19 protein-coding genes are annotated in these 17264 nt (G+C 65.8%); 15 read left to right on the forward strand and 4 right to left on the reverse strand.

Annotation, left to right across the window (positions count from 1 at the left end; genetic code table 11):
- Nucleotides 1–11: 11 nt before the first annotated feature.
- Both B3098_RS02635 and B3098_RS02640 read right to left on the reverse strand, forming a co-directional pair.
- Nucleotides 12–566, reverse strand: a complete 555-nt coding sequence (locus tag B3098_RS02635) for a hypothetical protein (RefSeq protein ID WP_286890606.1) — start codon at nt 564–566, stop codon at nt 12–14.
- Nucleotides 563–1498 (reverse strand): LysR family transcriptional regulator, encoded by a 936-nt coding sequence (locus B3098_RS02640; RefSeq protein ID WP_105240897.1) that lies wholly within the window; start codon nt 1496–1498, stop codon nt 563–565. The genes B3098_RS02635 and B3098_RS02640 overlap by 4 nt, the downstream gene beginning before the upstream one ends.
- Before the next feature lie 184 nt (nt 1499–1682).
- On the opposite strand from B3098_RS02640, the gene gtdA reads away from it, so the two are divergent.
- The 14 genes from gtdA (at nt 1683) to B3098_RS02710 (ending at nt 15474) form a co-directional block, all read left to right on the forward strand.
- Nucleotides 1683–2750 carry a gentisate 1,2-dioxygenase gene (gtdA, locus tag B3098_RS02645; RefSeq protein ID WP_286890609.1) on the forward strand — a complete coding sequence of 356 codons (1068 nt, stop codon included), beginning with the start codon at nt 1683–1685 and terminating at the stop codon, nt 2748–2750.
- A gap of 64 nt (nt 2751–2814) precedes the next feature.
- Nucleotides 2815–3513: a fumarylacetoacetate hydrolase family protein gene (locus B3098_RS02650; RefSeq protein WP_286890611.1), complete on the forward strand. Its 699-nt coding sequence runs from the start codon at nt 2815–2817 to the stop codon at nt 3511–3513.
- Between the two features lie 2 nt (nt 3514–3515).
- The gene (locus tag B3098_RS02655) at nt 3516–4775 is read left to right on the forward strand and encodes a flavin-dependent oxidoreductase (protein ID WP_286890705.1); all 1260 of its coding nucleotides are present in this window, start codon (nt 3516–3518) and stop codon (nt 4773–4775) included.
- Nucleotides 4776–4869: 94 nt separating this feature from the next.
- Complete coding sequence (locus B3098_RS02660) at nt 4870–5835, forward strand: tripartite tricarboxylate transporter substrate binding protein (RefSeq protein ID WP_286890613.1); 966 nt, start codon at nt 4870–4872, stop codon at nt 5833–5835.
- Nucleotides 5836–5918: 83 nt separating this feature from the next.
- On the forward strand, nt 5919–6557 hold the full coding sequence (gene maiA / locus B3098_RS02665) for a maleylacetoacetate isomerase (protein WP_286890615.1): 639 nt from the start codon (nt 5919–5921) through the stop codon (nt 6555–6557).
- Nucleotides 6554–6934 (forward strand): chorismate mutase, encoded by a 381-nt coding sequence (locus tag B3098_RS02670; protein ID WP_218342718.1) that lies wholly within the window; start codon nt 6554–6556, stop codon nt 6932–6934. Before maiA ends, B3098_RS02670 begins: the two co-directional genes overlap by 4 nt.
- Nucleotides 6927–7934: a Bug family tripartite tricarboxylate transporter substrate binding protein gene (locus B3098_RS02675; protein WP_286890617.1), complete on the forward strand. Its 1008-nt coding sequence runs from the start codon at nt 6927–6929 to the stop codon at nt 7932–7934. Before B3098_RS02670 ends, B3098_RS02675 begins: the two co-directional genes overlap by 8 nt.
- 76 nt (nt 7935–8010) lie before the next feature.
- On the forward strand, nt 8011–9363 hold the full coding sequence (locus B3098_RS02680; protein ID WP_286890618.1) for an FAD-dependent oxidoreductase: 1353 nt from the start codon (nt 8011–8013) through the stop codon (nt 9361–9363).
- A 16-nt stretch (nt 9364–9379) separates the two neighbouring features.
- A complete protein-coding gene (locus B3098_RS02685) occupies nt 9380–10603 on the forward strand; it encodes a 3-hydroxybenzoate 6-monooxygenase (RefSeq protein WP_279973666.1) in 1224 nt (407 codons plus the stop codon).
- Nucleotides 10604–10739: 136 nt separating this feature from the next.
- A complete protein-coding gene (locus tag B3098_RS02690; protein WP_279973667.1) occupies nt 10740–11918 on the forward strand; it encodes an ABC transporter substrate-binding protein in 1179 nt (392 codons plus the stop codon).
- 79 nt (nt 11919–11997) lie between these two features.
- Nucleotides 11998–12912 carry a branched-chain amino acid ABC transporter permease gene (locus B3098_RS02695; protein ID WP_175122216.1) on the forward strand — a complete coding sequence of 305 codons (915 nt, stop codon included), beginning with the start codon at nt 11998–12000 and terminating at the stop codon, nt 12910–12912.
- Nucleotides 12913–13073: 161 nt separating this feature from the next.
- On the forward strand, nt 13074–14036 hold the full coding sequence (locus B3098_RS02700; protein ID WP_175184923.1) for a branched-chain amino acid ABC transporter permease: 963 nt from the start codon (nt 13074–13076) through the stop codon (nt 14034–14036).
- Complete coding sequence (locus B3098_RS02705) at nt 14033–14782, forward strand: ABC transporter ATP-binding protein (RefSeq protein WP_286890625.1); 750 nt, start codon at nt 14033–14035, stop codon at nt 14780–14782. Before B3098_RS02700 ends, B3098_RS02705 begins: the two co-directional genes overlap by 4 nt.
- Nucleotides 14782–15474, forward strand: a complete 693-nt coding sequence (locus B3098_RS02710) for an ABC transporter ATP-binding protein (protein WP_175184847.1) — start codon at nt 14782–14784, stop codon at nt 15472–15474. The genes B3098_RS02705 and B3098_RS02710 overlap by 1 nt, the downstream gene beginning before the upstream one ends.
- 10 nt (nt 15475–15484) lie before the next feature.
- Here B3098_RS02710 and B3098_RS02715 read toward each other — a convergent pair whose 3' ends face one another.
- Nucleotides 15485–15847, reverse strand: a complete 363-nt coding sequence (locus B3098_RS02715; RefSeq protein ID WP_175122213.1) for a glyoxalase superfamily protein — start codon at nt 15845–15847, stop codon at nt 15485–15487.
- Between the two features lie 52 nt (nt 15848–15899).
- On the opposite strand from B3098_RS02715, the gene B3098_RS02720 reads away from it, so the two are divergent.
- Nucleotides 15900–16259 (forward strand): hypothetical protein, encoded by a 360-nt coding sequence (locus B3098_RS02720; RefSeq protein WP_175184848.1) that lies wholly within the window; start codon nt 15900–15902, stop codon nt 16257–16259.
- 43 nt (nt 16260–16302) lie between these two features.
- Here B3098_RS02720 and B3098_RS02725 read toward each other — a convergent pair whose 3' ends face one another.
- On the reverse strand, nt 16303–17256 hold the full coding sequence (locus B3098_RS02725; protein WP_279973671.1) for an AraC family transcriptional regulator: 954 nt from the start codon (nt 17254–17256) through the stop codon (nt 16303–16305).
- Nucleotides 17257–17264 lie beyond the last annotated feature (8 nt).

The following is a 17264-nucleotide window of genomic DNA, read 5'->3' on the forward strand; positions in this document are numbered from 1 at the left end:
GCTCGTAATCGCTATACCCGCCGCGCCAAACACCGCAGCGCCACCCGATACCCCACAAACACATAAAACCCCGAAGAGTTCATCACCAGCCAGGCGCCCAATCCGCCAAGCACCGCAACCACCGGCCCGACGGCCCTGACGTCGCCCTGTGTCCAGGCGATCCCGCCGAAGCTACCCACCACAATCAACCCGATACAGACCCGCTTCAACAGCACCACGCCCTGCACCCGTCCCGCCATCATCAGCACCATCCCGATCGCTAGCGCGAGCGCGGTTCCCGCGCACACCGCCACCAGCGCGAACGCTGCCAATGCCGGTCCCACGAAACGCAGCAGCAGGCTCAACAGTTCAATCCCGACGCCCAGTCCGCCCGCCATCACCAGCACGGACAGCACCAGCGGCGACCACGTTCCTGGCGGCGCGCGGCCCTCTTCCGCTTCCATTTCGGCGACGAAGCGATGCATCGACGCCGCCGTCCCCGGGTCCTTGCCCGCGTTCAGCGCCGCTTCCAGCCGCTGGCACTGTCCGATCAGGGCATTCAGGCCGGAGGCGGGCGCGGGAGTCATAGCCGGGTCACTCCTGGCGCGTGCTCGGCCACCGTGTTTCTCAGCGCCGCCATGGCCTCTTCAACCGCAACCGGCCGGAAAGCATCCTCGCGCCAATACATCGCCACTGAGCCGAATCCGGACAGCCTTACGGGGATGATGCGCATCGCCCGCATCTGCGAAAACCGCAGCGCGGCACGGTGCGAGGCGACGCCGATCATGTCGCTGTTGTTGATGAGGGTGAGGTTGACCGTCACCGAGTTCGACTCGATATGGTCCGGCGGCGGCGCCTGGCCTGCTGCGGCGAGCGCGGCGTCCACCGCGTTGCGGATGGGCGTGCCTTTGGGCCACAGGATCCAGCGATAGGACAGCAGATCCTGCCAGCTTGGCTGCTCCACCGCGAACAGCGGATGGCGGGGCCGCGCCACGAGATGGATGGGCTCGAGGTAAAGCGCCTCGAAGCGGATCGCCGGGTCGTGATGCTCGGGCGCCGAACGTCCCACGACAATGTCCAGATCCCCTTGCGCCAGCTGCGCCAGCAGGCGATCCGTCGTGCCCTCCACCAGCTTGACGCGCGCCTGCGGCATGCGCTCGAGCAGCTTCATCACAGCCAGCGGCACCGTGTCGGACGCGGACGCGCCCGATGCGCCGATCACGACGCGCCCACCGCCGCCCTCGCGCAGCGCCGCCATGTCGGCACTGGCGCGATCCAGTTGTGATTCCACGCGCTGCGCGTGTGCGATCAGCACGTCGCCATGCGGCGTGGGGCGCAGGCCGCGCGCGTGGCGCTCGAAGAGCGGCAGTCCGATGTCGTCTTCCAGATCCTTCAGCCACTTCGAAAGACCCGGCTGCGTCGTATTGAGCATGGCGGCCGAGTGGCTGATGTTGCGGGTCTGGGCCAGGCTAAGCAGCATCTTCAGATTGCGCAGCCGCAGGCGGTGGGTCCAGTCCATGCAGGCCCTCTTGGTGGGAGGTTTGTCTCGTATGTATATGGTTATTGGTATGGATAATAAGATAATTTCATTTCAAACTGCATAGCTCCTGCTCGCATAATCGTCTCCATACCAGGACCAGCTGCGAACCCACGCGGCGGCCGCCCGTAGAAGCCGGCAATAGCCGGACATACAGGAGACAACCATGCACGACGGTCATTCCACCGGCGCGGACAGCGCTGCCTCGGACCGCGCCCTTTACTACGCGCGCATCGCCAAGAAACACATGGCGCCCCTGTGGGAGTCGCTGCACAACCTGGTGCCCCGCCAGCCCGCGCCGCGCTGCGTGCCAGCGCTGTGGAAATATGACGATGTGCGCGACGACGTCATGGCGTCCGGATCGCTGATCACGGCTGAAGAAGCCGTGCGCCGGGTGCTGATTCTGGAAAACCCGGGTCTGCCGGGCCAGGCCTGCATCACGCAAAGCCTGTACGCAGGACTGCAACTGATCCTGCCCGGCGAGATCGCACCAAGCCACCGTCACACGCAATCGGCCCTGCGCTTCATCGTGGAAGGGCGCGGCGCCTACACTGCCGTCAACGGCGAACGCACCACCATGCACCCGGGCGACTTCATCATCACGCCATCATGGACCTGGCATGACCACGGCAACGCGGAAACCGTCGAAGGCGGCGAGCCCGTGGTCTGGCTGGATGGCCTGGACATTCCGCTGCTGCGCTTTCTGGACGCGGGCTTTGCAGAGAACTATCCGTCCGCCACCCAGCCCGTCACGCGGCCCGAAGGCGACAGCATGGCCCGCTTTGGCCACAACATGGCGCCCGTACGTCACCAGGTGTCGAGCGGCACCTCACCCATCTTCAACTACCCCTATGAACGCAGCCGCGAAGCGCTGGATGCACTCTACCGGCACGGTGAACTCGACCCGTGGGACGGCGTCAAGCTGCGCTACTTGAATCCCGCCACGGGTGGCTACCCCATGCCCACGATGGCCACGTTCATGCAGTTCCTGCCCGCGGGCTTTCAGGGCAAGACCACGCGCACGACCGACTCCACGGTCTACAGCGTCGTCGAGGGCCGCGGCACCGCGCGCATCGGCGACCAGGAATTCCATTTCGGACCGCGCGATGTCTTCGTCGCGCCGTCCTGGATGCCTGTGCAGCTTGCTGCGCTGGAAGACGCCACGCTCTTCAGCTATTCCGACCGCCCGGTGCAGGAAGCGCTGGGCCTGTGGCGCGAAGAACGCGTCGCCTGACCGGCGCGTGCCGATCGCCCACCTCGCGCGCCAGACTCTCCATCCCGCCTTCAAAGGATGCTCCATGTCGTTTGTGTTTGCCCCCGCCTCCCCCGTCGCCGTGCCCATCGCCGGCAGCCAGGACAGCTTTCCCGTGCGCCGCGTTTATTGCGTTGGCCGCAACTACGCCGCCCATGCGCGCGAAATGGGCTTTGACCCCGACCGCGAACCGCCGTTCTTCTTCTGCAAGCCCGCCGACGCCGTCGTGCCCGTTGCCGAAGGCAGCACGCTTTCACTACCCTACCCGCCCGAAACGGCCAACCTGCATTATGAGATCGAACTCGTCGCGGCTATCGGCAAGGGCGGCGCCAACATTTCCGTCGACGAGGCCCTGCAGCACATCTATGGCTACGCCGTCGGCCTGGACATGACGCGCCGCGACCTGCAGATGAAAATGCGCGAGGCCGGCCGCCCGTGGGAACTGGGCAAGGCTTTTGACCAGAGCGCGCCTATCGGCCCGCTGCATCCCGCGCAATCGGTAAAGGTCATCGAGAAGGCCGGCATCTGGCTGCAGGTCAATGGCGCGGACAAGCAGCGCAGCGACATCGGCAAGCTGATCTGGTCCATTGCCGAAACCATCGCGTACCTCTCCAAGTACTTCCGTCTTGAAGCCGGCGACCTCATCTACACCGGCACGCCCGAAGGCGTGGGACCCGTGGTGCGGGGCGACCGGATGGTCGGCGGCGTCGACGGCCTGGGCACGCTCAGCGTGCAGATGGTGTGACGATGCGCACCGACACCGATGTCATCATCGTCGGCGCGGGCGTCGGCGGCCTGGTGCTGGCGCTGAGCCTGCATCAGGCAGGCATTTCCTGCCGCGTTTTCGAAGCCGTGCGAGAGATCAAGCCGCTGGGCGTGGGCATCAATCTGCTGCCGCACGCCACCCGCGAGCTGGATGAATTGGGCCTTTTGCCCGCGTTGGACGCCATTGCCGTGCGCACGCGTGAGTCCGTGTTCTACACGCGGCACGGCCAGTTCATCTATGGCGAACCGGCGGGCACCGACGCCGGTTACGACTGGCCCCAGTACTCCATCCACCGCGGCGACCTGCAAATGGCGTTGCTGGATGCCGTGCGCGAACGTCTGGGCCAGGACAGCGTCGTGGTGAACGCGCGCTGCACGGGCGTGACGCAGGACGCCGACAGCGTCACGGCCAGCTTTCAAGACAACGACGGCAATGCGCTGCCGTCCATGCGCGGCCGCATTGCCGTCGGCTGCGACGGCATTCACTCGGTATTGCGCAAGCAGCTCTATCCGCAGGAAGGCGCCCCGCGCTACTCCGGCGTGAACATGTGGCGTGGCACGACGCGCTGCAAACCCTTTCTGTCGGGCGCGAGCATGGTGCGCGCCGGCTGGCTGTCCACCGGCAAGATGGTGATCTACCCAATTCGCGACAACATCGACGCGGACGGCAACCAGCTCGTGAACTGGGTCGCCGAGATCGAAGCCGAACAACCTGCCGTGCGCGACTGGAACCGCAACGGCAGACTCGAGGACTTCTTTCCGGCCTTTGCCGACTGGCACTTCGACTGGCTCGACGTGGCCAAGCTGATTCAGGACGCAGACTCGATTCTGGAGTACCCCATGGTCGACCAGGATCCGCTGCCCACGTGGAAGCAGGGCCGCATGACGTTGCTGGGCGACGCGGCCCACCCGATGGTGCCGCGCGGCTCGAACGGCGCGGGCCAGGCCGTGGTGGACGCCCGCTACCTGACCGGCCAGTTCAAGCGCCTGGGCCTGACGCCCGATGCCTTGCAGCAGTACGACCGCGCCCGAGTCGAAGCCACGACGCGCGTCGTGCTGACCAATCGCAGCAACCCGCCGGACGCGATCCTGCGTGAAGTCCACGTGCGTTCGGCGGACAAGCCCTATACGCGGATCGAGGACGTCATCAGCCGCGAGGAATTGGAAGGGATTTCCCGGCGCTACAAGCAGGTGGCGGGCTTTGACCCGGTCGCCTTGAAGGAGCGCGCGCCTTACGTGTAGCAGTAGCCGCACCTCAGTGCCCCGGCGAGCGGGTCCCAAGACCCGCCGCCCTTCAAAGCCGGCGCATGACCGGCGACAAACAAGGAGACAACCCATGTTGAAGTTGCTACGTGTTCTGGCTGCCGCGGCGCTGTCCTTTGCGGCCGCGGCGAGCCACGCCGCCTGGCCCGACCGCCCCATCACGCTGGTGGTGCCCTTCACACCCGGCACCGGCATCGACCTGATCGCGCGCCAGCTCGCGGCTAGCCTGCCGCAGACGCTGGGCCAACCCGTCGTCGTCGAGAACCTGGCTGGCGCGAGCGGCAATATCGGCAGCGAAAAGGTCGCGCGCGCCAACCCAGATGGCTACACATTCCTGGTCACGGTGAACACGTTCGTCATGAACAGCAGCCTCTACAAGGGCAAGCTGCGCTTTGATCCGCAACAGGACTTTGCGCCGGTCGGCCTGACCTCGTGGGGCTCGCTGCTGCTGGTCACGCATCCGTCCAATCCCGCCAACACCGTCGCCGACGTGGTGCAGGCGGCCAAGGCCGCGCCGGGCAAGCTGAGCTACGGCACGCCCGGCGTTGGCACGCCCCATCACCTTTCGATGGCGCTGTTTCTGGACCGCACCGGCGCCAGCATGCTGCACGTGCCGTACAAGGGCACGGCGGGCGCCGTCACCGACATGCTCGGCGGACGGCTCGATTACATGTTCCTGCCCGTTCACGTGGCGCTGCCGCAGGTGAAGGGCGGCAAACTCAAGGTGATCGCCACCGGCAGCCCGAAGCGCCTGCCGCAGCTGCCGGACGTGCCCACGCTGACTGAAGCCGGACTACAGGGCGCCGACGTGGACATGTGGTACGGGGTCCTGGCGCCCAAAGGCACGCCGCCCGCCATCGTCGACCGCATGAACCAGGCGATCAACGCCATCTTGAAGACGCCCGCGACCGCCACGGCATTCGATGCGCAGGGCATGGTGCCGGCCACGTCAACGCCTGCCGATTCTGGATCCCTCATCGCCCGTGACGCCAAGCGCTGGGACGACGTCGTCGCCCGAACCGGCATCACGGCCGAATGAGTGTTTCCGGCACCAAAGTTCCTGCCCTGAACGTCCCTGAAAGATCCGCCCACGGCCAACCGTCCTCACGAAACGCCCCATCCATGCAACTGCACAACTTCTTCAATAGCTCCACCTCGTACCGCGTGCGCATCGTGCTTGCGCTAAAAGGTCTGTCCTACGAATACCTGCCCGTGAACCTGCGCAAGCAGGAGCAGCGAGCACCAGACTATGTGGCGCGCAATCCGTCGGCCGGCGTGCCGCTTCTGATCGACGGCGACGTGCAGCTTTCGCAGTCGCTCGCGATCATCGACTACCTGGACGCCACGCACCCCGAGCCGCGGCTGATTCCGGCCGACACACTGGCGCGCGCCCGCGTGCTGGAGCTGTCCCACGCCATCTCGTGCGACATCCATCCGGTCAACAACATGCGCATCCTGCGCTATCTGCAGGAAGTGCTGGGCGCGACGGACGCGCAGAAGAACGCCTGGTATCACCACTGGATCCGCGAGGGCCTGACGGCAGTAGAAGCGCTGCTGGCGCGTCACGGACACGGTGCGTACTGCTTTGGCGACGCGCCCACGCTGGCGGACTGCTGCCTGGTGCCGCAGGTGGCCAACGCGCAGCGCATGGGCTGCGACCTGTCCGCCTATCCGCGCATCCTGCGCATCGTCGAACACTGCAATGCGCAACCCGCCTTCCAGCAAGCCGCGCCTGCACAGCAACCGGACTACACCCAGTGAGCAAAGAACCCGACACCCACGGCGCGCCGCTGCGCGAGTACACCGATCCGGCCTATCGCCCGCTTTGCGCCAATCTGGCCGACGTGCGCGCCAATATCGACCGGCTGGACGACGAAATCGTGCGGCTGATCGCCGAACGCGCGATGTACGTGAAGGACGCCGCGCGGTTCAAGCGCGACGCCTTTCAAGTGAGCGCGCCCGCGCGTCAAGCCCAGGTATTTGAAAAGGCGCGGGCGCTCGCCCAGCGCCACAACCAGGGCTTTTCCAACCTGGAGCAGGTAGTGGACGCCACCTATCGCGCGATGGTCGCCGCCTTCATCGCCAATGAACAGACCTACTTCGACACCATGAAGGACGTGGGAGACACGCATGCTTGAAGCTTCGACCTTGCAGCCTGGCCGCGCGATGGCGCGACGCATTGCGGCAATAAGCCTTGTCGTGCTGGCGCCGCTGGCCGCCAATGCAACTGCCGCCGATGCCTGGCCGACGCAGCCGCTCAAGGCAGTGGTGCCGTTCGGTCCAGGCTCAAGCCCGGACCAGGTGGCCCGCATCGTCACCGAAAAGGCGGGCGCAATCCTCGGCCAGACCATCGTTGTGGAAAACAAGCCGGGCGCCAGCGGCAACATCGGCACGTTCGCCATCGCCAACGCCAAGCCCGACGGCTACACCTTTGGCGTGTCGATCACCGGCCCGCTGGTGAACAACACGCTGCTGTTCGACAAGCTGCCCTACGCGCCCGCCACGGACCTGGCGCCGCTGACGCTGGCGGTGCATCAGCCCAACGTGCTGGTCGTCCCAGCCTCGGCCGGCATCGGCAACATTGGACAGTTGCTGGACGCGCTGAAGAAGAATCCGGACAAGTACAACTTCCCGTCGCCGGGCGCGGGCACGGTGTCGCATCTGGCGGTCGAACTGCTGCTGCAGCAGATCGGCGCGCGCGCCACGCACGTGCCCTACCCGTCCTCGCCGGCGGCGCTGACGTCGCTGCTGTCGGGCGACACCCAGTTTGCCGCGCTGCCGCCCATTGCGGTGATGCCGATGGTGAAGGATGGCCGGTTGAAGGCGCTGGCGGTGACGTCGTCCAAGCGGTCCGCGCTGCTGCCCGACATTCCGACGCTGGCGGAAGTGGGGGTGCAAGGGATCGAGGGTTCGGCGTGGATCGGCTTTGTGGTGTCGTCCAAGGCGCCGGCCGATGTGCAGAAGAAACTGTCCGACGCGCTGATCCAGGCGATTCACGATCCCGAGGTGGCCAAGCGGCTGCAGGCGCAGTTCATGGATCCGGTGGGCGATACGCCGGCGCAATTCCGCGGCTACATGGATGACGAATTGAAGCGCTGGGAGCCCCTGATCAAGAAGCTGGGGATCAAGGGCCAATAACTGTGCCAATAAGCGGCCAAGAAGTGGGCTAAGAAGGACGGCGCACGCCGGCTGCAATGAACGCAAGGAGAGTCAGATGGTCATCACCGAACCCGCCCGTCAGGTGCCGCTGTATGGCGAGTACGAGGTCGTCGTCCTGGGCGGCGGCCCCGCCGGGGTGCTGGCGGCCGCCAGCGCCGCGCGCAACGGCGCGAGCGTGCTGCTGGTGGAGCGCTACGGGTTCCTGGGCGGCATGGGCACCGCCGCGGGCGTGTCCAACTTCTGCGGATTGCACGCCAACATCCACGGCGACATCCGGCAGGTGGTGCACGGCATGACCGACGACCTTCTGGACCGCATGCGCGCGATGGACGGGCTGAACGATCCGCACCTGATCCTGGGCAAGATCCACGCGCAGGCCTACGACATCTCGGCCTTCAAGTGCGCGGCGGATGGCCTGGTGCAGGACAGCGGCGCGCAGGTGCTGTTTCATGTGCTGGCCACGGGCCTGACGCGTGACGACGCGGGCCGCGTGGACGCGCTGTTCCTGGAAACCAAGTCCGGCCGCTGCGCCGTTCGCGCAAAGATCTTCATTGATTGTTCGGGCGACGCCGATATTGCGCACTGGGGCGGTCTGCCGTTTGAAAAAGGCGACGCCCACGGTCACATGCTCTACCCCACGCTGATGTTCAAGGTGGGCAATGTGGACGGCGCGCGTGCGCAAGAAGCCTGGAAAACCATCCCCGCGCTGATGGACGACGCCGCCGCCAGCGGTGAATTCACGTTTCCGCGCAAAGGCGCCATCGTGCGGCCGCAAAAACACGATTACGAATGGCGCGTCAACGTCACGCAGCTTGCCAATGCGGACGGCAGCGCGGCGGATGGCACCGACGCGGATTCCCTGTCGGCAGGCGAGCTGGAAGGCCGCCGGCAGATCATGAACTATCTGGCGTTCCTGCGCGCCAAGGTGCCCGGTTTTGAGCAGGCCTACGTGCTGGACATCGCGCCGCAGCTGGGCATCCGCGAAACGCGCCGCATCGTCGGCGAGGCCGTGCTGACGCAGGAGCACGTACTAGGCTGCGCGGATTTTCCGGACAGCATCGGCGTGAACGGCTGGCCGTTGGAAATGCACACGGCGGGCGACGTGAAGTGGGTGTGGCCGCCCATCCCCGAATCGCGCGGCTACAACCAGCTGCCGTTTCGCATGATGGTGCCGCGGCGCGGACCGGGCGTGGCCAGCAACGTGCTGGTGGCTGGCCGCTGCGCGTCGATGACGCACGAGGGGCAGTCGGCGGCGCGCGTCAGCGGCAGCTGCTTCGTCATGGGCGAAGCCGCCGGCACCGCATCCGCGATGGCGCTGCGCGACGGCATTGCGCCCGGCGACGTTTCCATTTCCGCGCTGCAGGCGCAATTGAAGCAACAGGGCGCCTTCCTGGGCGGCCACGACTGAACCGCGAGATTCCGACATGACTACGAACCAGACGGCAAACCCGAAGACGCAAACCGTGATCGTCGTGGGCGGCGGCATTGGCGGGCTGGCGGCTGCGCTGGCGCTGACGCGGCAGGGCATTGCCGTGCAACTGCTGGAGCAGGCCGCGCACATCGGCGAGATCGGCGCCGGCATCCAGCTTGGCCCCAATGCCTTCGCGGCGCTGGATGCCCTGGGCGTGGGCCGCACCGCGCGCGAGCGCGCGGTATTCACCGACCACATCATCATGATGGATGCGGTGGACGCCAGGGAGGTCGTGCGCATCGACACCGGCGAAGCGTTCCGAGCACGGTTTGGCGGCCCGTATGCGGTGATTCATCGCGCCGACATCCATCTGTCCATTCTGGAGGCCGTGCAGCAGGACCCGCTGATCCAGTTCCGCACGTCTACGCAGATCGCCAGCATGACGCAGGACGATCACGGCGTGGAAGTCGTGGACACGCACGGCAACCGCTACCGCGCTGACGCGTTGGTGGGCGCAGACGGCGTCAAGTCCGTGATCCGCGAGCGCATGGTGGGCGATCGGGCGCGCGTCACAGGTCACGTGGTCTACCGCGCGGTGGTCGAAGAGGAGAACATGCCCCGGGAGCTGCGCATCAACGCCCCGGTGCTGTGGGCCGGGCCGCATTGTCACCTGGTGCACTATCCGCTGCGCGGCGGGCAGCAATACAACCTGGTCGTCACCTTCCATAGCCGCGAGCAGGAAGAATGGGGCGTGCGGGAAGGCAGCAAGGACGAGGTGCTGTCGTACTTCCAGGGCATACACCCGACGCCGCATCAGATGCTGGACCGCCCGACGTCATGGAAGCGCTGGGCGACCGCCGATCGCGAGCCGGTGGAACAGTGGGGCGAGGGCCGCGTCACGATCCTGGGCGATGCCGCGCATCCCATGACGCAATACATGGCTCAGGGCGCCTGCATGGCGCTGGAAGACGCCGTGACGCTGGGCGAGGCCATCAGGCAGTGCGAGCACGACTTGCCCGCCGCCTTCCGGTTGTACGAATCGGTCCGCATCCCGCGCAGTGCGCGCGTGGTGTGGTCGACACGCGAAATGGGCAGGCTCTATCACGCGCGCGGCGTGGAGCGCACCGTGCGCAACATGCTGTGGACGGGGCGCAGCCAGGCCCAGTTCTATGACGCATTGCAGTGGCTGTATGGGTGGACGGTGGAGAACTGCCTGGCGGGAAGCGCGCCGCAATAGACGGCGCGGCAATAAAGGACGCAGCAAGAGATGCAGAGAATGACGCAGCAATAGTTGCAGCAACAGACACGGCAGGGAAAACGCCGCTTGCCAAAGAGCACGCGGCATACAAGCATCAGTACAAGAGGAGACAACCATGCACAATAGCACCATCCGCGGCGCAGCCGCCGTCATGCTGTCATTGGCCTCGTACGCGGCCAGCGCCCAGCAGAAACCTGTGGATATCGGATTTATCGGCACGCTGTCCACGCCTGCCGGCTACATCGGCGAAGACGAGCGCGACGCCTTCATGCTGGCCGTCAAGGAAGGCGGCGGCAAGCTGGGCGGCGTGCCGGTCAACGTGCGCGTCGAAGACGACGCGCTAAAGCCCGCCAACGCCAAGCAGATTGCCGACAAGATGGTGCAAGGCGGCGTGCGGCTGTTCACCGGCATCAATTTCTCGAACGTCATGGCCGCCGTCGGGCCTACCGTGCTCAACGCCGGCGCCTTCTACGTCAGCCTGAACGCCGGCCCGTCCAACTTCGCCGGCAAGGCCTGCAACCCCAATTACTTCTCGGTGGCGTTCCAGAACGACTCGTACGCCGACACAGCCGGCATGGCGGCCAATGAGCTGGGCGCCAAGCGCGTGGTCATCATGGCCCCGAACTACCAGGCCGGCCGAGACGCCATCGCCGGCTTCAAGCGCACCTACAAAGGCGAGATCGCGGACGAGATCTACACCAAGCTCGAGCAGGCAGACTTCTCGGTGGAGCTGGCGCGCATCCGCTCGCTCAATCCCGACGCCATCTTCCAGTTCCATCCGGGCGGCGCGGGCATCAACCTGACCAAGCAGTTTGCCAACTCGGGCCTTGCGGACAAGATCAAGATGATCACGCCCATCTACTCGATGGACGACCGCATGCTGGCCGCCACCGGCACCGCGGGCAAGGGCTTCTACCTGAGCTCACTGTGGAGCGCCGACCTGGACAACCCGCAGAGCAAGCACTTCGTCGAAGCCTTCACCAAGGCCTACAACCGCGCTCCTACCGCCTACGCGGCCCAGGCCTACGACACCGCCAATCTGATCGGCTCCGCGTTGAAGGCCGTGAACGGCGACATCACCGGCAAGCCCGACGACTTCCGCAATGCGTTGCGGCGCGCGGACTTTCCCAGCGTGCGCGGCAAGTTCAAGTTCGGGCCGAACCAGCATCCCATCCAGGACTGGTATCTGCTGCACATTGAAGCGGGCCCCGACGGCAAGCTGGTCTACAAGAACCTGAAGGTGCTTGCCCGCGACCACACGGACGTGCACGCCGCGGACTGCAAGATGCCATGACGCGGCACAAGGCGCGCGGCGCCGGGCTCGCTGGCGCCGCGCGGCCTAGCCATTCAGGCTCTCCCGAGAAGGAGTCGCAATGCTGATGTTCCTGGAGCAGGTCCTGAACGGCCTGCAGTACAGCGCCTTGCTGTTTTTGTTGTCGGCGGGTTTGACGCTGGTGTTCGGCATCATGAACGTCATCAACCTGACGCACGGTTCGTTCTACATGGTGGGCGCGTTCTGCGCGGCCAGCGCGGCGGCGTCCACGGGCTCGTTCGCGGCCGCCCTGCTGGCTGCGCTGGCCGGCGCGGCGCTGTATGGGCTGATCGTCGAACTGCTGGTCATCCGCCACCTGTACCGGCGCGATCACCTGGATCAGGTGCTGGCCACGCTGGGTCTGACCCTGTTCACCAATGAACTGGTGACCGTGCTGTTCGGCCGCAGCCCGCCCTTCATGGACATCCCGCCTTTTCTGTCGGGATCCGTCGCGCTGCTGCCCGGCCTGAACTATCCCGTCATGCGGCTTGCCTTCATCGGTGCGGGCGCGCTGGTGGCGGTGGGCCTCTGGTTGCTGATCTCGCGCACGCGGGTCGGGATGCTGGTGCGCGCCGGCGCCGACGACGGCGAGATGGTCGACGCGCTGGGCGTGAACATCCAGCGCCTCTTCACTTTGATCTTCACGCTGGGCGCCCTGCTCTGCGGCTTTGCGGGCGTCATGGCCGCGCCTTTGTTGGCAGTGGAGATCGGCATGGGCGAGCGCATTCTCATCACCACGTTCGTCGTCATCGTGGTGGGCGGCGTCGGCTCCGTGCGCGGTGCGCTGGTGGGGTCGCTGATGATCGGCATGACCGATGCGCTGGGGCGCGCCTACATCCCCTTCTGGATGTCGCGCCTGCTGCCGCCCGAGCTCTCGGACTCCGCGAGTTCGAGCCTCGTGTCCGCCAGCATCTACATCCTGATGGCCATCGTGCTGCTGTTCAAGCCGCGCGGACTGGTGCCGGCCCAGCGCTAGGAAAGATATTCATGACCAGACCAACTTCAACGAATCCCGCTGCCGGACCGCTATCTGACACCGGCGGCGCGGGCGCATCGGTGTCCGACACCCGAGGCGGCGCCCCAAACCGTGACGGCGCGTCGAGGGTGTCAGGCATTTCCTCTGCTGGCAGACCGCGCATCACCCGCAGCGTCGTCGTCAACGCGATCGGGCTGCTGCTCTTTGTGCTGGTGCCGGCCATCGCGCAGGCCACGGGCGAGAGCTTTCTCGTCAACCTCATGACGCGATTTCTCATTTACGCCATCGCAGCTGTCAGTCTGGATCTGATCCTGGGCTACGGCGCCATGGTCAGCTTCGGCCACGCCGCATTCTTCGGGCTAGGTGGCTACGTCATCGGCATCGCTGCCTACCACGTCAACATGGGCGAGACGATCTTTGGCTGGAGCGGCAGCAATGCCGCGCTGGTCATGTGGCCGCTCGCCGTCGCGGTTGCCGCGCTGGCCGGGCTGGTTGTGGGCTTTCTGTCGCTGCGCACGTCCGGCGTGCAGTTCATCATGATCACGCTCGCCTTCGGGCAGATGCTGTATTTCATCCTCGTCGGGCTGATGATCTACGGCGGTGACGACGGCCTGTCGATCGATGCGCGCAACACGCTGCCGGGGCTGAACGTAAACGATCCGGCTACCTTCTACTACGTGTGCCTGGCGCTCATGACCCTTTGGATCATCGTGTGCCGGCGCATCGTCAATTCGCCCTTCGGCATGGCACTGCAGAGCATCAAGCAGAATCCGCGCCGCAGCATCGCCCTGGGCCTCGCGCCGCTGCGCTATCGCCTCACGGCGTTCGTGCTGTCGGCTGCCGGGACCGGGCTTGCCGGCGCGCTGTGGGCCAATTACGCGCTCTTTGTCAGCCCGGACATGTCCGCCTGGCAGAAGTCCGGCGAACTCATGGCTATGGTCATCCTGGGCGGTATGGGTTCGATCTTCGGCCCGGTGCTCGGCGTGGCCGTGTACCTCGGCCTGGAGCAGGTCGCCACCGGCTGGACGGAGCACTGGATGCTGATCCTGGGACCCGTGCTGGTGCTGGTGGTGCTCTTCGGCAAACGCGGCGTGTACGGCTGGCTCGTGGGAGGCAAGCAATGACCCACCCTAAACTGGAGATCCGCGGCCTGCAGAAATCCTTTGGCGCGGTACACGCCACGCAGGGCGTCGACCTCGCGGTCCGGCCCGGCGAGCTGCACGCCCTCATCGGCCCCAATGGCGCGGGCAAGACCACGCTGCTATCGCAGATCAGCGGTGAAATCCTGCCCGATGCCGGCAGCATCTGGCTCGACGGCGCCGACATCACGCGCATGCCCGCCTACCGGCGCCCCGCCGCGGGCCTGGCCCGTTCGTTTCAGATCAGCCAGCTCTACCCCGACTTCAGCGCCGAAGACAACGTCGCCATGGCCGTGCAGGCGCAGAGCCCGGGCGGCTTCAATCTCTGGCGCAATGCGCGGCGCATGGCCCGGCTGCGCGAACCGGCGCGCGATGCGCTCGAACGTGTCGGTCTGGCCGGACGCGCCGGCGTGCGCGTGTCCGCGCTGGCGCACGGTGAAAAGCGCCAGCTCGAAATCGCCATGGCGCTGTCGCTGGACGCCTCCGTGCTGTTGCTGGACGAACCGATGGCCGGCATGGGCGCCGAGGAATCGCAACGCATGACGGCGCTGCTCCAGGCCTTGAAGGGCCGCTACGCCATCCTGCTGGTCGAACACGACATGGACGCCGTCTTCGCGCTGGCCGACCGCGTCACCGTGCTGGTCTACGGCAAGACCATCTTCACCGGCACGCCCGACGAGGTGCGCCGCCATCCCGACGTGCGCGCCGCCTATCTGGGCGAGGAGGACTGATGCTGCAAGTGAACCAACTGCAAGGCGGCTATGGCGCCAGCAAAGTGCTCTTTGGCGTCGACCTGGACATCGCGCCGCGGCAAGTTGTCTCGCTGATCGGCCGCAACGGCATGGGCAAGACCACGACCGTCAAGACGCTGATGGGTATGCTGCCCGCGCAGGGTGGCGCCATCCTGCTCGACGGCAAACCCATCACCGGCATGGCCCCGCACCGCATCGCGCAGCTAGGCATCGGTCTCGTCCCCGAAGGCCGCCGCGTGTTTGGCTCGCTATCCGTCGAAGAAAACCTCGTCGCCACCGCCCGCAACACGCACGCAGGCTGGCACGTCGGCCGCGTCTTCGACCTGTTTCCGCGCCTGAAGGAACGCCGCACCCAATCTGCCCGCACGCTTTCCGGCGGCGAACAGCAGATGCTGGCTGTCGGCCGCGCCCTGCTCATCAACCCGCGCCTGCTCATCCTGGACGAAGCCACCGAAGGCCTCGCGCCCCTGATCCGCCAGGAAATCTGGAACTGCCTGCGCCGCTTGAAGGAAGAAGGCCAGACCATTCTTGTGATCGACAAGAACCTCAAGGAAATGGCGACCCTGGTTGACCGCCACCACGTCCTGGAAAAAGGCCGCGTCGTCTGGCATGGTAGCCCCGCCGAACTGGCCGCGCAGCCCGACCTGGCGCACCGCTATCTGGGGGTCTAGGCGCGGGCCGCTAGTCCTGCGACTCGCAAAAGCTGAGCCGATTGCCAAACGGATCGATCACCGCCATCACGCGCCCCCACGGCATCTCCTCGACGCCGGGCCGCATGTAGGCATACTGCCTGGCGCTGACCTCCGCGTGGAATTCATCCACGCCCTGCATCCGCACGAACACGGCCGACCCCGGCGTCGCGTCGCCATGATGCTCGGACAGATGCAGCACCAGGTCCCCGCGATGCACCTGCGCATACAGCGGAAAACCCGCCTCGAAGCGGTGCTCCCAATCCCAGGTGAACCCCAGGAAATCCAGATAGAAATCGCGCGCCTTTTCCACGGAGAAAATGCGCAGGATTGGAATGGCGGCTTGAAGGTGCATGGCGGGGCCTTGGTAGTATGCGAAAAATCCAGCATAGAACAGAAGCTCACACATGCCCATCGCCACCCCAGACTCCTGGAAGCACCTGCCCGCGCCGGCGCAGCGTGAACCGCTGCATTTTCAGGGGCGTTTTACCGCCGACGAGTACGCCCGCTTGCAACAGGGCTTCGTGCCGAAGGAGATGGAAGACAAATGGTTCATCTACCTGCACGACGGCTGGCTGCGTTTGCATCGCAGTTGGACCGGCAACTGGATTTATGCACTGCGGCTTGAGCAGGACGGCGATGCGTGGACGGTGACCGATTCGTGGGTGAATCGTGATCCGGAGCAGTACCGGCTTACCGATGCGGAATATGACCGGGATTCGCTGCAGAGGATGTTGCAGTGGTTGATCAAGGGGCCGGCGGTTTGATGCGCATCGATTGATCGACGTGCCGCTGATCATATTCAGCGCCTTACCAGGCGCGTGGCGATGCGCCGTATCGCGCCTTGAAGATCTTGCTGAAATGACTGAGGCTTGAGTAGCCTAAGTCGCCGGCCACCTGCGTGACGCTCATGCCGCTGCGCAGCAGGTCCGAGGCGCGAACCAGACGCGCGTCGCTCAGATAGGCGTGCACCGAACAACCGACGTTTTCGCGCATCAATTCCTGAAGCCGCCTTTCGGACAACCCCACCATCCGCGCAACACGCCCCGGCGGCCACTGTTCCGAGCAGCGTTCCCGCAGCAGGCGGCAAGCTTGCTGCACCTGCTGGCGCTCCTCCGCGGCGGGCCCCTTCAGCACTTGCGGCACGGAAAGCAATTCCACAAAGGCAGCCAGCGTCTCGAGCGACTTGGCGCGGTACCAGATCCGGCGCGCCTCGGGCGCCGTCGGCGCGTCGCGGGAAATGTTGGTGGCCAACGTCAGCAGGCTGGCCGGCGCGTCCAGCATTGCCACCAACGATCCGTGGGTCGGCACGCTGACGTCGTGGCGAAACCGTTGGGTCAGCAGGGTGATGGGCGCCGAGTCGCCTGCCCGGGCGAGCGCATCAGGCGTGTATCGGATATCCAGCATCCGGACGCGGCGATTCGCGTAAAGGTGCGTGGTCCAACCCAACGGCTGTTCGTGGTTGAAGAGCAGGGCCGCGCCCCCGGTCACCTTCAGCGGTTTGCCGCCGTCCAACGCCAGCACGGCGTCGCCCTCCAGCCATACCTGCATGCCGAACACCGGCGCGCCCGGCGCGGGAATTGTCAGCGCCGCCGATGGGCAACCGTCCAGCACCACCACACTGACGCCTTCCTCGACGCGCACCACGCACTGGATGACGTTTTCCCAGTCTTGCGTCGCAGGCACGGTGGGAAGTGTGCCTCGCCACCATTCGTGAGGCTTGGCGGGAGCGGTGTACGGGTCAAGCGAGAGCTCAGCGGACATGGGAAACA

It is taken from the genome of Achromobacter sp. UBA2119, assembly GCF_002331005.1.
Classification (GTDB): Bacteria; Pseudomonadota; Gammaproteobacteria; order Burkholderiales; family Burkholderiaceae_B; genus Achromobacter; species Achromobacter animicus.

Coding starts and splice junctions, on each gene's coding strand:
- B3098_RS02635 (WP_286890606.1), bottom strand. CDS start 566: ATGACTCCCGCGCCCGCCTCCGGCCTGAATGCCCTGATCGGACAGTGC.
- B3098_RS02640 (WP_105240897.1), bottom strand. CDS start 1,498: ATGGACTGGACCCACCGCCTGCGGCTGCGCAATCTGAAGATGCTGCTT.
- gtdA (WP_286890609.1), top strand. CDS start 1,683: ATGCACGACGGTCATTCCACCGGCGCGGACAGCGCTGCCTCGGACCGC.
- B3098_RS02650 (WP_286890611.1), top strand. CDS start 2,815: ATGTCGTTTGTGTTTGCCCCCGCCTCCCCCGTCGCCGTGCCCATCGCC.
- B3098_RS02655 (WP_286890705.1), top strand. CDS start 3,516: ATGCGCACCGACACCGATGTCATCATCGTCGGCGCGGGCGTCGGCGGC.
- B3098_RS02660 (WP_286890613.1), top strand. CDS start 4,870: ATGTTGAAGTTGCTACGTGTTCTGGCTGCCGCGGCGCTGTCCTTTGCG.
- maiA (WP_286890615.1), top strand. CDS start 5,919: ATGCAACTGCACAACTTCTTCAATAGCTCCACCTCGTACCGCGTGCGC.
- B3098_RS02675 (WP_286890617.1), top strand. CDS start 6,927: ATGCTTGAAGCTTCGACCTTGCAGCCTGGCCGCGCGATGGCGCGACGC.
- B3098_RS02680 (WP_286890618.1), top strand. CDS start 8,011: ATGGTCATCACCGAACCCGCCCGTCAGGTGCCGCTGTATGGCGAGTAC.
- B3098_RS02685 (WP_279973666.1), top strand. CDS start 9,380: ATGACTACGAACCAGACGGCAAACCCGAAGACGCAAACCGTGATCGTC.
- B3098_RS02690 (WP_279973667.1), top strand. CDS start 10,740: ATGCACAATAGCACCATCCGCGGCGCAGCCGCCGTCATGCTGTCATTG.
- B3098_RS02695 (WP_175122216.1), top strand. CDS start 11,998: ATGCTGATGTTCCTGGAGCAGGTCCTGAACGGCCTGCAGTACAGCGCC.
- B3098_RS02705 (WP_286890625.1), top strand. CDS start 14,033: ATGACCCACCCTAAACTGGAGATCCGCGGCCTGCAGAAATCCTTTGGC.
- B3098_RS02710 (WP_175184847.1), top strand. CDS start 14,782: ATGCTGCAAGTGAACCAACTGCAAGGCGGCTATGGCGCCAGCAAAGTG.
- B3098_RS02715 (WP_175122213.1), bottom strand. CDS start 15,847: ATGCACCTTCAAGCCGCCATTCCAATCCTGCGCATTTTCTCCGTGGAA.
- B3098_RS02720 (WP_175184848.1), top strand. CDS start 15,900: ATGCCCATCGCCACCCCAGACTCCTGGAAGCACCTGCCCGCGCCGGCG.
- B3098_RS02725 (WP_279973671.1), bottom strand. CDS start 17,256: ATGTCCGCTGAGCTCTCGCTTGACCCGTACACCGCTCCCGCCAAGCCT.